At 56.0% G+C, this 14,209-nt stretch carries 12 protein-coding genes; 9 read left to right on the top strand and 3 right to left on the bottom strand.

Features of this window, described 5'->3' with window-relative positions:
- Nucleotides 1–2 precede the first annotated feature (2 nt).
- The 9 genes from accC (at nucleotide 3) to coq7 (ending at nucleotide 11,200) form a co-directional block, all read left to right on the top strand.
- On the top strand, nucleotides 3–1,349 hold the full coding sequence (gene accC, locus BGP77_RS09540) for an acetyl-CoA carboxylase biotin carboxylase subunit (protein ID WP_108164520.1): 1,347 nt from the start codon (nucleotides 3–5) through the stop codon (nucleotides 1,347–1,349).
- A gap of 130 nt (nucleotides 1,350–1,479) precedes the next feature.
- A complete protein-coding gene (prmA, locus tag BGP77_RS09535) occupies nucleotides 1,480–2,379 on the top strand; it encodes a 50S ribosomal protein L11 methyltransferase (RefSeq protein WP_108165928.1) in 900 nt (299 codons plus the stop codon).
- 256 nt (nucleotides 2,380–2,635) lie between these two features.
- On the top strand, nucleotides 2,636–3,736 hold the full coding sequence (locus BGP77_RS09530) for a DUF3426 domain-containing protein (protein ID WP_158269333.1): 1,101 nt from the start codon (nucleotides 2,636–2,638) through the stop codon (nucleotides 3,734–3,736).
- Between the two features lie 110 nt (nucleotides 3,737–3,846).
- Nucleotides 3,847–4,836, top strand: coding sequence for a tRNA dihydrouridine synthase DusB (gene dusB, locus BGP77_RS09525; RefSeq protein WP_108164518.1), 990 nt, complete (start codon nucleotides 3,847–3,849; stop codon nucleotides 4,834–4,836).
- Entirely contained in the window at nucleotides 4,833–5,147 is a 315-nt protein-coding gene (gene fis / locus BGP77_RS09520) for a DNA-binding transcriptional regulator Fis (RefSeq protein ID WP_108164517.1), read from the top strand. The genes dusB and fis overlap by 4 nt, the downstream gene beginning before the upstream one ends.
- A 92-nt stretch (nucleotides 5,148–5,239) precedes the next feature.
- Nucleotides 5,240–6,820 (top strand): bifunctional phosphoribosylaminoimidazolecarboxamide formyltransferase/IMP cyclohydrolase, encoded by a 1,581-nt coding sequence (gene purH / locus BGP77_RS09515; protein WP_108164516.1) that lies wholly within the window; start codon nucleotides 5,240–5,242, stop codon nucleotides 6,818–6,820.
- A gap of 18 nt (nucleotides 6,821–6,838) precedes the next feature.
- Entirely contained in the window at nucleotides 6,839–8,128 is a 1,290-nt protein-coding gene (gene purD / locus BGP77_RS09510; protein WP_108164515.1) for a phosphoribosylamine--glycine ligase, read from the top strand.
- Between the two features lie 86 nt (nucleotides 8,129–8,214).
- Nucleotides 8,215–10,584, top strand: a complete 2,370-nt coding sequence (locus tag BGP77_RS09505; RefSeq protein WP_108164514.1) for a 7TM-DISM domain-containing protein — start codon at nucleotides 8,215–8,217, stop codon at nucleotides 10,582–10,584.
- Nucleotides 10,559–11,200 (top strand): 2-polyprenyl-3-methyl-6-methoxy-1,4-benzoquinone monooxygenase, encoded by a 642-nt coding sequence (gene coq7 / locus BGP77_RS09500; protein WP_108164513.1) that lies wholly within the window; start codon nucleotides 10,559–10,561, stop codon nucleotides 11,198–11,200. The genes BGP77_RS09505 and coq7 overlap by 26 nt, the downstream gene beginning before the upstream one ends.
- A 57-nt stretch (nucleotides 11,201–11,257) precedes the next feature.
- On the opposite strand, the gene BGP77_RS09495 is transcribed toward coq7, so the two are convergent.
- From BGP77_RS09495 to BGP77_RS09485, 3 genes are all read right to left on the bottom strand, one after another.
- A complete protein-coding gene (locus tag BGP77_RS09495; RefSeq protein ID WP_108164512.1) occupies nucleotides 11,258–12,730 on the bottom strand; it encodes an inorganic triphosphatase in 1,473 nt (490 codons plus the stop codon).
- Nucleotides 12,731–12,905: 175 nt separating this feature from the next.
- Nucleotides 12,906–13,715 carry an adenosylmethionine decarboxylase gene (gene speD / locus BGP77_RS09490; RefSeq protein ID WP_108164511.1) on the bottom strand — a complete coding sequence of 270 codons (810 nt, stop codon included), beginning with the start codon at nucleotides 13,713–13,715 and terminating at the stop codon, nucleotides 12,906–12,908.
- 69 nt (nucleotides 13,716–13,784) lie between these two features.
- Complete coding sequence (locus tag BGP77_RS09485; protein ID WP_108164510.1) at nucleotides 13,785–14,204, bottom strand: OsmC family protein; 420 nt, start codon at nucleotides 14,202–14,204, stop codon at nucleotides 13,785–13,787.
- Nucleotides 14,205–14,209 lie beyond the last annotated feature (5 nt).

Below are 14,209 nucleotides of genomic sequence, written 5' to 3'. Positions count from 1 at the left end.
TCATGCTGAAGAAAGTGCTGATTGCCAACCGTGGGGAAATCGCTTTGCGTATCCTGCGGGCGTGCAAGGAGATGGGCATCCAAACCGTTGCTGTGCATTCGGTAGTGGATCGTGATCTCAAGCACGTAAAGCTGGCGGACGAGTCGGTCTGTATCGGTCCGAACCCTTCCGTTAACTCTTACCTCAACATTCCTGCTCTGATTGCAGCGGCTGAAGTGACTAACGCCGATGCCATCCATCCCGGTTACGGCTTTTTGGCCGAGCGCGCGGATTTCGCAGAGCAGGTGGAAAAATCCGGCTTTGCCTTCATCGGCCCAACCGCCAACGTCATTCGCCTGATGGGTGACAAGGTGTCGGCCATTGAAGCAATGAAAAAAGCCGGCGTTCCTACCGTTCCGGGTTCCGACGGCCCGTTGCCGGAAGACAAAGACCAGTGCCTGGCCATCGGTCGCCGCATTGGTTATCCGGTGATGATCAAAGCCGCCGCGGGTGGTGGTGGTCGTGGTATGCGCGTGGTGCGCGAAGAAAAAGACCTGATCGGCTCCGTACAAGTGACCAAATCGGAAGCAGCCTCTGCTTTCGGTGATGGCACCGTTTATATGGAAAAATTCCTGGAAAACCCGCGTCACGTGGAAGTCCAGGTATTGGCCGACAGCCATGGCAACGCCATTCATCTGGGCGATCGCGACTGCTCGTTGCAGCGTCGTCACCAAAAGGTGATGGAAGAAGCTCCGGCGCCACACGTCAATGAAGAATCACGCGCCAAGGTACTCAAAGCCTGTGTCGACGCCTGTATCGAAATCGGCTATCGCGGTGCCGGGACGTTCGAATTCCTGTACGAAGACGGCGAATTCTACTTCATCGAGATGAACACCCGTGTTCAGGTGGAGCATCCGGTTACCGAAATGGTCACCGGTGTGGACATCATTAAAGAGCAACTGCGCATCGCCGCTGGCGAACCGTTGAGCTTTAAACAAGATGAAATCCACATCGTCGGTCACGCCGTGGAATGCCGAATCAATGCCGAAGACCCACGCACCTTTATGCCGAGCCCCGGCAAGGTGACTCAGTTCCACTCTCCGGGTGGCCTGGGTGTGCGCTGGGATTCACACATTTATTCCGGCTACACCATCCCGCCGTTCTACGATTCGATGATCGGTAAGCTGATCACCTATGCTGACACGCGCGAACAGGCCTTGTTGCGGATGAACTCAGCACTGGATGAACTGGTGGTCGGTGGCATTAAGACCAACACCCCACTGCAGAAAGAGCTGGTCAACGATGGCGGCTTCCAACGCGGTGGCGTTAACATTCACTATCTGGAACACAAGCTCGCCGCTGAGCAGTGAGTTTTTGCTGGTGAATAAAAGGCAGCCATCGGCTGCCTTTTTTGTTGACGCCATCACGGTGGCCCGACGTGCCATTCGGCCGACAATCCAGTATCCTCGCGAGCAACTTCTGCACCGGCAAAACGCATCGATGCCCTGGCTTCAAATCCGTATTCCGACCGATCCCAATCACACCGACGCCATTGAGGAAGCCCTGTTACTGGCAGGTTGTCAGGCGGTCACTTTGATCGACAGCGAAGACCAACCGGTCTTTGAACCTATTCGTGGTACTACGCCGTTATGGCAGCACACCACGGTGCAAGGGCTGTTCGAAGAAGACGTGGACGCGGTGGCCTTACAAGCCAGCATTGAGCAGTTTGCAGTGAACGAAGGCATACAGCTCAGCGGTGCCATTCATACCGAAATTCTCGAAGACAAGGACTGGGAACGTGCCTGGATGGATGCCTTCAAACCCATCCAGTGTGGCCCTCGTTTGTGGATTTGCCCATCCTGGCTGGAACCGCCAGAACCGACGGCAGTGAACCTGCGGCTCGATCCCGGTTTGGCGTTTGGCACAGGCACCCATCCAACGACCTTCTTATGCCTGCAATGGCTGGACGAAACCATCCGCGGTGGCGAGCGTTTACTCGATTACGGTTGTGGTTCGGGCATTCTCGGTCTGGCGGCGATTTTGCTGGGCGCGCAACAGATGGACGGCGTTGATATCGATCCTCAGGCACTGGACGCCACTCGCGCCAATGCGGCTAACAATGGCATCGACAATAACCGCTTTAATGTCTGGATGGATGATCAGCAACTGGCGCCCACCTATGACTTGCTGGTCGCTAATATTCTGGCCGGGCCGCTGTGCGATCTGGCGCAATCGCTGTGTCAACGATTGCAACGTGGCGGTCGACTGGCCCTGTCTGGCATCTTATCGCACCAGGCCGAGGCGGTTATGGATGCTTACCGCCCTTGGATCGATCTGGATGCGCCAGTCGAACGGGATGGCTGGGTTCGACTGAGCGGGACCAAGGGAGCCTCTGAATAATTCCCCCAAGGCTCTGCGCGAGCTAAAACGTTTTGCCACAAGTGATGCGGCACCCCGACGCACTTCGCAGCGCAATGGCCGTAGTCCTTGTCAAGAAGTGCAACGACGAGGCAGGACGTTTTAGCCGCGCCCTTCGGAGCTTTCCGAGGCTCCCTTGTTGTGATCGGCAGACAGCTCTCATAAACTGAATCGTCCGGTACCACTGCGTGACCGGACTCCTTTTTACCGCGCATGGATGCCGACAACTCGAATGGCCATGGCTGAAACCTTCATAACTCAGTGCCCACATTGCAGCACCTCGTTTCGCATCACCGATGAGCACCTCGCGGTCGCTAACGGTTCAGTGCGCTGTGGTGCCTGTTTGCAGGTATTCAGCGCGCGCAGCCACTTGCTCAACGGCAAGCTGAAAACCAAGCCATCGGACCCACCCCGTCCAGCGGCTAAAACACAACCTCAATCATCGGCTGCCAGCCAGCAAAGCGACGATGACGATTTTCTGTTCGAAGACGATCCCAATGACAACTTCGAAGAATTTATTTTCTCCGACGACGACTTACTGGGCGAAGACAGCAACGACGAACTGGATGAACTGAGCGATGCTTTCTGGGATCTCAGCGACGACGCCCCGCAACGTCCAACCGAACCCAAACCAGCGGCCAAAGCAGAACCGGCGCCGGCTAAAAATGACTCTGAATCTGCGTTCGATATCAGCACCGACGATGAGGCTGACGAGCCAGAATCCAGTTGGATGGTGGATGAGGATGACGAGTCATACGATGATGAGGCTGAGCCCGGAGCCCGTGAAAATCACGCGACTCAACTGGCGCAGCAGCTGTCGACGACGGATTTTGACTTCACCGACGAACCACCCCAACGCGGTCGCCGCTGGTTAGGCTTGGCGGTGATTGCCTTGCTGCTGGTAACCCTGGCCGGTGAACTGGCGTGGTGGCAGAAAGATCGCTATGCCCGTCTCGACCCCTGGCGCGGCCTCTATCAATCAGCCTGCAACCTGCTGGGCTGCGAGCTGCCACCACAACAGGATTTAACCAACGTTAAGCCGTCGAACGTCCTGGTGCGCAACCACCCAACGGTCGAAAACGTCAGACTGCTCGATGCCATCTTGACCAATCAGGCGCCTTTCCGTCAGCCCTTCCCGACGCTGATTCTGGAATACACCGACATCAATGGTGAGCGGGTTGCGGACCAGGCGTTCACGCCGGACGATTACCTGCGCGGCGAACTGACGGGCATCAAACTGATGCCAACCAATACCCGTATTTACGTTTCGATACCCTTTCGCGATCCCGGCAGTGAAGCGATCAATTACCAGCTGCGCACAGCGCCAGGCCCTGGCTGAAAAATCGGCGCTAACAAACACCGATGTCCGTTGCATGTCAATCTTTAAGTTCGACCACTAAGTCAGTATCATTCCCCGCCCCTGAGCTGAGCAATTTTTAACCGCTTGTCGTGTTTGCCATCGGTCCCTACCAGTTTGATCGACCCACCGTCCTAGCGCCTATGGCCGGTGTGACCGATCGTCCGTTCCGTACCCTCTGCCGGTCACTGGGTGCGGGCTTGGTGGTCTCGGAAATGGTGACCAGCGATACCCGGTTATGGCACACCACCAAGTCGCGTCAGCGGCTGGATCACGACGGCGAAGCCGGACCGATCAGTGTGCAGATTGCCGGCGGGGATGCGCAGATGATGGCTGAGGCGGCACGCGCCAACGTCGCCGGTGGCGCCCAGATTATCGACATCAATATGGGCTGCCCGGCCAAGAAAGTCTGCAACAAGGCAGCGGGTTCCGCGTTGATGCGCGATGAGCCTTTGGTGCGGGACATTCTTGAAGCCGTGGTCGCTGCCGTCGATGTACCGGTCACGCTGAAAACGCGCACCGGCTGGGCACCGGATCAGCGCAATGCCATCCGCATTGCACGTATGGCCGAAGACCTGGGTATTCAGGCGTTGGCGGTTCATGGCCGGACTCGCGCCGATGCGTATCGCGGTGAGGCCGAGTACGACACCATCGCCGAGGTCAAAGCCGCCGTGTCCATTCCGGTGCTGGCCAATGGGGATATCGATGGGCCGTTAAAAGCCGCCGAGGTTCTGAGCTACACCGGTGCCGACGGTGTGATGATTGGCCGAGCGGCTCAGGGCAATCCGTGGATTTTCGCGGCCATTAACGACTACCTGGCGACCGGTGAACTGCGACCGGCGCCCAACCTGAACACGGTGGCGACGACCCTGGCCGCCCATGTTCAGGAGCTGCATCGGTTTTACGGCGAGTATTTGGGGGTGCGCATCGCCCGCAAACACGTTGGATGGTACCTCAAAGGCCAACAGGTGGAACGCCCCACCATCAAAAATTTTAATGCCCTGGAGCAGCCTCAGGCCCAGCTTCAGTGGTTGAACCAGTTGTTTGATCGTTTGACTTCTTTAAAGGAAACAGCCGCATGAGCCTCGACACCTTCGTCACCGATTCCTCCAGTGCCCAACCACAATCCAACGACACCTTTCAGGTCGATGCATCAGTAGAACAGCCCCAGACTCTTAGAGACAGCGTGGAAATCGCCATGCGCAACTACTTCGCGCACCTGGAAGGTCAGGATGTGGCCAATGTCTATCAGATGGTGATGAGTGAAGTTGAAGCGCCCATGCTCGAAGCGGTGATGCGATTCTGCCGCGACAACCAAACCAAGGCATCGCAGGTGCTCGGTCTGAACCGCGGTACCTTGCGCAAAAAGCTCAAGCAATACGGCCTGCTCTAAGCGGCCACCAAGGCGACCTCCGGGTCGCCTTTCGTTTTTCTGGACCTATCATTTTCTGACCAATCGAACGACTTTCCGCCCGTGAGGACCGCATGACCCAAGCCCCCCAACGCGCCCTGCTCAGTGTTTCCGATAAAACCGGCATTCTCGATTTCGCCCGTGCCCTGCACGAACGTGGCGTTGAACTGTTGTCCACCGGCGGCACTCACCGCCTGATCAGCGAAGCCGGTATTCCGGTGCGCGAAGTGTCCGATCACACCGGGTTTCCGGAAATGATGGCCGGTCGGGTAAAAACCCTGCACCCGAAGGTCCACGGCGGCATTCTGGGTCGGCGTGGCATCGACGACGCGGTCATGGCCGAACACGGCATTGCCCCCATCGATCTAGTGGTGGTCAATCTGTATCCGTTCGCTGACACCATTGCCAAGCCGGATTGCACGCTGGGCGATGCCATCGAAAACATCGACATTGGTGGTCCCACCATGGTTCGTTCGGCGGCCAAGAACCATAAGGATGTTGCCATCGTCGTTAACAGTGGCGACTACGACACCCTGCTGGCCGAGTGGGACGAAACCGGCGGTTTGAGCGCAGCAACGCGCTTCCGGCTGGCGCGTTCGGCGTTCGAACACACCGCGGCCTACGACGGCATGATTGCCAACTACTTAGGCAGCGTCGAAACCGAATCCACACCGGCCAACGTCCCAGTGCGCAGCGAATTCCCGCACACCTTCAACCAGCAATGGCAGTTGAAAGATGTGATGCGCTACGGTGAAAACCCGCATCAAAAAGCCGCCTTCTATGTCGACGCCACGCCGTTGGAAGCCAGTGTTGCCACAGCGACCAGCATTCAGGGCAAGGCGCTGAGCTATAACAACATCGCCGATACCGACGCGGCCTTGGAATGTGTGAAAGCCTTCAGCGCACCGGCCTGTGTGATCGTCAAACACGCCAACCCCTGTGGCGTGGCGACCGGCAGCAATCTGCTCGACGCTTACAATCGCGCCTTCCAGACCGACCCGACCTCGGCTTTTGGCGGCATCATCGCCTTTAACGGCGAACTGGATGAAGCGACGGCTAAGGCGATCATTGAGCGCCAGTTTGTTGAAGTCATCATTGCTCCCAGCGTCAGCGCTGCGGCGGCCAATGTGGTCGCCACCAAACCCAACGTTCGTCTGTTGGCTTGCGGCACCTGGGACGAGGCCGTTGCCGGTTTCGATTTCAAGAAGGTCAACGGCGGTTTGCTGGTTCAAGATCGCGACCTGGGCCGTGTCAGTGCTGACGAACTTAAAGTCGTTACCAAGATCGCACCAACCGATGCCCAGCTGGCCGATCTGCAATTTGCCTGGTCGGTGGCCAAGTTCGTGAAATCCAACGCCATCGTTTATGCCCGAGACGGCCAGACCATCGGCGTTGGCGCCGGCCAGATGAGCCGTGTTTACAGCGCCAAGATTGCGGGCATCAAAGCCGCCGACGAAAATCTGGACATTGCCGGTTCGGTCATGGCTTCCGATGCCTTCTTCCCGTTCCGCGACGGTCTCGACCAAGCCGCTGAGATGGGTGTTAAAGCCGTGATTCAGCCTGGCGGCAGCATGCGTGACGACGAAGTCATTGCCGCCGCTGACGAACACGGCATCGCCATGGTATTCACCGGCATGCGCCACTTCCGCCACTAAAACGCCCAAGGAGACGTCATGAAGGTTTTGATTATCGGCAACGGCGGTCGTGAGCATGCTCTGGCCTGGAAGGCAGCGCAGAGCTCCTTGGTCGATCAGGTGTTTGTGGCGCCCGGCAACCCCGGTACCGCCGGTGAGCCCAATATCGAAAACGTCGATATTGGCGTCACCGATCTGACCGCGCTGGCCGATTTTGCGGAACAAAACGAGATCGGCTTAACCATTGTCGGTCCGGAAGCCCCGCTGGTCATTGGCGTGGTCGACCTGTTCGAGTCACGCGGCCTTAAGATTCTCGGCCCTACTCAAAATGCCGCCCAACTGGAAGGCTCCAAGGCGTTCACCAAAGATTTCCTGGCACGCCACACCATCCCCACGGCGTTCTATGGCGTCTTCACCGACGCCGATAAAGCCAAAGCCTATGTGCAGGAAAAAGGCGCGCCGATCGTCGTGAAAGCCGACGGTCTGGCCGCCGGTAAAGGCGTGATCGTCGCCCAAAACGAAACCGAAGCCTGTGCAGCCATCGACGACATGCTCGCTGGCAACCGCTTTGGTGAGGCTGGTTCGCGTGTCGTGGTCGAGGAATTTCTGGTCGGCGAAGAGGCCAGCTTTATTGTGCTGGTCGATGGTGAAGACGTCGTGGCGTTTGCCTCTTCGCAGGACCATAAAGCCCGCGATAATGGCGACACTGGCCCGAATACCGGCGGCATGGGTGCCTATTCTCCAGCGCCGGTGGTCACCGACGCCATGCACCAACGCATTCTGGAAGAAGTGATTCACCCGACGGTGCGTGGCATGAACGCCGAAGGTAATCGCTACCGGGGTTTTTTGTATGCCGGCATTATGGTCGCGCCAGACGGCACGCCCAAGGTATTGGAATACAACTGCCGTTTTGGCGATCCCGAAACCCAACCGATCATGATGCGTTTGCAATCCGATCTGGTCGAGCTGTGTCTGGCTGCCGTAAACGGTGAACTGGCAAACCTCCAGACCGACTGGGACCCGCGCCCAGCGCTGGGTGTTGTGCTGGCCGCCGGTGGTTATCCCAATGATTATCGCAAAGGCGATGTCATTGCCGGACTGGATGCCAACTTTGCCGCCGATACCAAGGTGTTTCAGGCGGGAACCGCGCGCAACGACGCCGGTCAGATCATCACGCAAGGCGGTCGAGTGCTGTGTGTGACCGCTTTAGGTGACACTGTGGTCGAGGCTCAGCAAGCGGCTTATGATGGAGTTCAACTGATCGACTGGGCCGATTGCTTTTACCGCACTGACATCGGCCATCGCGCCATCAATCGACGCCCAAGCTGACCTGGCTCAAGGGCAACGCCAGTCCTCAGTTGGGACCGCCGGCTGAGGACGCTATACTCACTGAACGTTGTTTAAGTGAGAGTGTCATGCGCCGAAACGTCCTGCCCATACGCCGTTTATTGGCCACCGTCGGGTTGCTGTTAACGGCTGGCGTCGTTCTGGCCGACCCGGTCTTGCTGAATCAGGAACGCTACCGGTTAAGCGTGTTAAACAACGCTGATTATCTGGACGATCCCAGTGGTGAACTGCAACTCGACGACTTAACCGACCCGGAAACCGCCAATCGGTTTACCCCGGTGCATCAATCCATTTTGCGCAACGGCGTCTTCGATGGCGGGCACTGGTTGCGTCTGAGCCTCACCAACCCGGATGGTCACCCACGTCCGATCAATTTTCTGATCGACAGTCACGCCAATCATTTGATCGAACTTTATTACCCCGGCCTTGATGGCCAATACCAAACACTCCGTTCCGGTGCGTCCATCGCATTGGCCGATCGGCCGGAGCCATTGGGCACCTACGCATTACCGATGATGTTGCCTGCGGGCACCCATACTCTCTATTTGCGCCTGGCATCAGAAGATCCGCTCAATACACAAGTCTGGCTGATGGATCGAGCCAGTCTGCAAGCCACACTGGGGATTAATCTCGGCCTACACGCCGCCATGCTGGCGCTGCAATTACTCGGCCTGGGGTTCGCGCTTGGCGCTTTAGTACGCTATCCCCATCCGGCTCTGGCCTGGGCCAGCCTGTTCAGTTTCGGACTTATTTTGATGTCGGCTGGCTGGAACGGGCTGGCGGCACCACTGCTACCCAACCTGGGATTTATTGATATTCATGCACGCAACACCGGGGGCGTGCTCGCGTTATTGGGGTTAACCGGTCTGGTCGCTCAGGTCCGGCGCGATCATTCCTCACACTGGCTAAGAGAATTTTTGCGTTGGGCACTGCGCTCTCTGGTACTCATAGCCGCCCTGGCTTTACTGCCGATCGCACACGGCCTGGGCGTTTTCTTGCTGACATTAGCGCCGCTGGCACTGATCGGCATTGCCTTAAGCTGGTTGCGCTATCGACAGTCCAATTTACGCCATGAGCACTGGACCTTGGCCGCCATCGCCTTTGCCAGCCTGGTATTCCTACTGGTTGTTGGCTCCAGTGCAGGCTTGCTATTAAGCGTCTCCACCAATGCCATGCTGCTGCATTTAACCGCTGTCGTTGCGGTCTGGATTGTGTTGCGCGCCGCCTACCATCGGGCCCGGTACCGCGATGCCAGCCTGGTCGCAACCGGACTGAATTTACCCTTGTTACACTGGCCATTGATGCGCAAGCTCAATCATGAAATGCGCGGCCCCATCAACGGTGTTCTGGGTATGTCGGAGTTGCTGCAGGACACCAGCCTTTCCGCACACCAGCAAGAGTACGTTAACACCGTGCAGGCAGCCGGTTTTTCACTGTTGCGACAAGCGGACCAATTGCAGAATCTGGTGCGCATTGGACTCAACCGCCTGCCGGACAATCAGGACGAATTTGACCTCTACGATCTGCTGGAAGACGCCATTCAACCTTATTCCCGTCTGGCGCACGCCAAACAACTGGAACTGGTGATGGATGTCGCGCCGGAATTACCCAGTCGTTATCGAGGCAATGCGCAGATCATCACTCAGATTTTGTCGAATTTACTCGATAATGCTTTGGCCTATACCGAAACCGGCGAGGTGCTGGTGCAGGTAAAACCCTGGAATGGCCACCGGATTCGTTTCAGTGTGACGGATACCGGCCCTGGCCTGCCTAAAGACCTCAAAGACAGCTTGTTCGATTTCCCCACGCCGCCAGAAAATAATGTGTTATCGCCACGCGAAGTTTATCTGGGCCTGCCGATTACTCGCGTGCTGGTTGGTTTGCTTAACGGCCAGCTGTCGTACTCCAGTGAACTGCGTATCGGCTCTACATTCTGGGTCGATCTGCCACTACCGGAAGTGGCCGACAGTGACGAAGCCAACGCCCAAACACCCGGCGATCTGGCCGACGTTCGCCTGATGGTCGTGGACGACAACCTGACCTGCCGCAAAGTGATTGAGCACCTGGGCAAAAGCTGGGGAATGGAAGTCTTCAGCGTCAGCAATGGCCAATCCGCACTGGCCAATCTGCATAACGAATTTCACAAGGGAACGCCGGTGGATGTCCTGGTACTCGACCAGAACATGCCGTCCATGACCGGCACTGAGCTTGCCGAACGCATTCGTGGTGATGAGGCACTCAACCGCGACATCCTGATCATCATGCTCACCGGGGTCGACGTCGGCCAGGCCGACCTCGATGAGAGCCGCCTTAACATTCAATATCTATTAACCAAGCCGGTATCCGGTCGCGCACTGAAGCAAACGCTGATGCAAGCCATGCCAGACATCCTGCACAATCGGGAGCACCACCATGTCAAGAAGTCTCTCTTTTTCTGATCGCCTGTTCGACAAACTCGACAACGCTCTGAAAACGTTAACGCCCGGCGCTGTTGGTGCGGCCAACCCGTCACCCGGCCGACCCTATGAAGCGCCAGACTTAAATGATGACGATCGACGACACTTTGCGGGGCTGATGCGCATCAACCACACCGGTGAAGTCTGTGCTCAGGCACTCTATCAAGGCCAAGCCACCACCGCGCGCCTGCCTCAAGTACGCGAATCGATGCAGCAGGCCGCCGACGAAGAACTGGATCATTTGGCTTGGTGTGAACAACGGGTCAATGAGCTGGGTGGACGCACCAGTCTGTTAAATCCGCTGTTCTATGCGCTGTCATTCGCACTGGGTGCCGGGGCCGGTGTTGCCGGTGACCGCTGGTCACTGGGTTTTGTGGCAGCAACCGAAGATCAGGTCAGTGGCCACCTGCGCGACCACATTGAGCAAATCGGTGAACGCGACCCACGCAGCCGTGCCATTTTGCAGCAGATGCTTGAAGATGAAGAACGCCATTCTCACAACGCCATTGCTGCGGGCGGGCAAGTATTCCCAGAGCCCGTTAAGCAGTTGATGACCACGATCTCTAAAGTTATGACGCGCAGCGTTTATCGGTTGTAACGAGGAAAATAACGGGGAGATGGGAGACGCTAATGCTTAGCCGTCTCCCATGTGCAATCAAAGGCGGGCAGCGGCCACTTCGCGCGAATCGAACAAACGACCAGCCATTTGCTTGATATCACGCAGCAATACCGGTTTGGAACGTGTCCAGGAATAGACCGACGCCTGCTGCTCCATTGGCAACTCATCCAACCATTCCCGCAGTCGACTGACCACATCAATGGCAGACAACTTAGACAAGTTATCTTCCAGCGCCTGCAACTCTTCCTGATAGTGATTCAGCTGCTCGCCGTAGAGCGAATTGAAATACTGACACAGCATCAGCAAGCGATGCACTGCCGGGTATTGCGTCAGCGCGTGACTGGCACTGCCGGCAAATTGCTCCGGGTTAAAAGCCTGCCACGCTGACGACAATGAACGATCCAGACCATCGCTGATGGCTTCTTCACTGGCGCTGCGATGGTGCGCTTCCTGTTCTGATCGCCAGGCACGCGTATGCAACCAGCTGGTCATCGACATCAGCGTATGACCAAAACGGGGATTGCGAGCCAGCGCCTCTATGCCGTTCAAAGCTCGAATCGCTTTAGCCTGCTGCAAGCTGACAGCAATGTTTTCGGGTTCGCTGCGCGCATCGCGGCTGAGCGCAAAACAGGCTGGCCACCAAGACACCAGCGGACGAATGGCTTCTTCCAGCCAAATGACCCAGGCGGTAAACCGCTGGCTGTGCTCCGTGGGCAAAATATCTTCAAACCATTCCATCTCGGTTTGAATATTGCCCAAGGTCACCAACAGTGCCTGAAGATGGCGCCATTGCTGACTGATCCAGAACAGATCCCAGTGTGATTGCAAACGCTCAAGTTCATAACCCATCAAGGCACAAAAAGCACTTTCCATACTCTGCTGCGCAACGATGGCCGGTAAAGGAATGTTTAAGCTGGCGTTGCCGTCGAGCAACCGATACCCACGTTCTGCCTTGGACAAATCGGAGGGTACCAAGGGCACACTTTCAGTGAATTTCAGGGCCAAATCCAACAGTGCTGGCAGCTCACCGCTTTTCAGTTCAAGCTCAACTTCGCTGATGGCTTGTTGCTGGGTTTCAGTCAGAATTTTGCCTTCATCCAGCACGACTTCGATGTCGGCATTCTGGTGAGAAACCAACCAACGGTGACGATGAAAGTGGGTCGCAAATAAGGGTTTTAAATCTGCCTCAGTCACATTAGCAGGCAACTGGTCCGCCGGCAGTGACGATAAATCCAGAGATCCATCAGCGCGTTCAACTTCCCATTCATCGCGTTGATGCAGACCGCCCACGTTGGAGCCTCGAGTCTTGAGGGTTTGAACCCAGCGGTCTGCCGACTTACGCATCCGTAAGGCAGCACCTGCAGCGGTTAAACGCTGATCCTCAGTATCAAAATAGCGGTTTTCCAGATACTGCGAACGGCTGTCCAACCCGGCCAAGAGGGGATGGGCTTTAAACGCTGCCGTCGCATCCGTCTGGATGCTTAATTTCAGTTCAATTTCCTGGCCCATAGGACGGTTCGCTCCACAATGGCTTATCGTTATTATGTTGTTGCCCACTGGCGGTCTTCCATTGCACCGCCGAAGGTCACCTGCTCAGTTTACCTACCTTGCCTGGCCGGTCTACCACGGTTTGGCGATTCAGATCACACTTTACTTGCTTTGTCAGTGTTTTGTCAGTCTTTACTTAGGCCGGGCCCGGACCGTTACTCATATTGCGCGAGTAAAAGATCTCCTGCATCTCCCGCCAGAGCGCTTGCATAATCTGTTTTTGTTCGGCTTCCGGGAACTCTTCCACACCGCTGCCAAACAAATAATTATCGAGTTTGAAGTCTTTCAGCAGCATTTTGGTATGGAAAATATTCTCCTGATAGATGTTTACATCGATCATTTCATACGCAGCTTTAGTGTCCTGCGCCAAATAATTCTGGATAGAGTTTATTTCGTGATCAATGTAGTGCTTGCGGCCATCCACATCCCGGGTAAAACCGCGCACTCGGTAATCCATCGTGACAATGTCGCTGTCAAACGAGTGAATCAGGAAATTCAGCGCTTTGAGTGGCGAAATCACACCGCAGGTACTGACATCGATGTCGGCTCTGAAGGTGGAGATGCCATTATCCGGATGACTTTCCGGGTAGGTATGAACGGTAATGTGGCTTTTATCGAGATGCCCAACGACGGCATCCGGCATTGGGCCAGGTGACGCCTCGGCGTAATCTTCATTGCCGCCGACCGGGTATTCGGAAATTAAAATGGTGACACTGGCACCGTGTGGTTCGTAATCCTGACGCGCAACATTGAGGACATTCGCGCCGATGATGTCAGTCACCTGAGTCAAAATATCAGTCAGGCGATCAGCGTTGTAGACCTCATCAATATAGGCAATGTATTCGTCCTGATGCTGTTCGGTCTTGGCGTAGTTAATGTCGTAAATATTAAAACTCAACGACTTGGTCAGATTATTAAAGCCGTGCAAACGCAGTTCGTCAGTCATCCAGAAAACCCCCGATGAACAGTAAGCTGAACACACAACGATCAGTTCTGGCTGACTTAAAACAATGCATCAAAGTTCTACTACCTCAAAACTGTGGGTGATCTCAACGCCTCCTTTTTCCAACATCATCGACGCCGAGCAATATTTTTCAGCCGATAATTTCACCGCCCGTTCAACCTGACTGACTTTGAGATCATGACCGCTGACGATGAAATGAACATGAATGCGTGTAAAAACAGCAGGAACGGTATCGGCCCGTTCGGCTTCCAGCTTCGCCTGACAATCCACCACGTCCTGACGGCCCTTACGCAGAATATTAACCACGTCATAGCTGGTGCAACCACCCAGACCGCACAACACCATTTCCATTGGGCTCGGGCCTCGACTGTCACCGCCGTCTTTAGCGGCGCCATCCATATAGCCACGATGCCCACTGTCTGAGATATATTCGAAGGCCTTCTCACCGGCCCATTGAATGTTTGCCTTCAATTTTC

Origin of the sequence: Saccharospirillum sp. MSK14-1, assembly GCF_003054965.1 — a bacterium.
Classification (GTDB): domain Bacteria; phylum Pseudomonadota; class Gammaproteobacteria; order Pseudomonadales; family Natronospirillaceae; genus Saccharospirillum.
The sequence above is the reverse complement of the archived record's forward strand: the minus strand, read 5'-3'. Positions and strand labels throughout refer to the sequence as shown.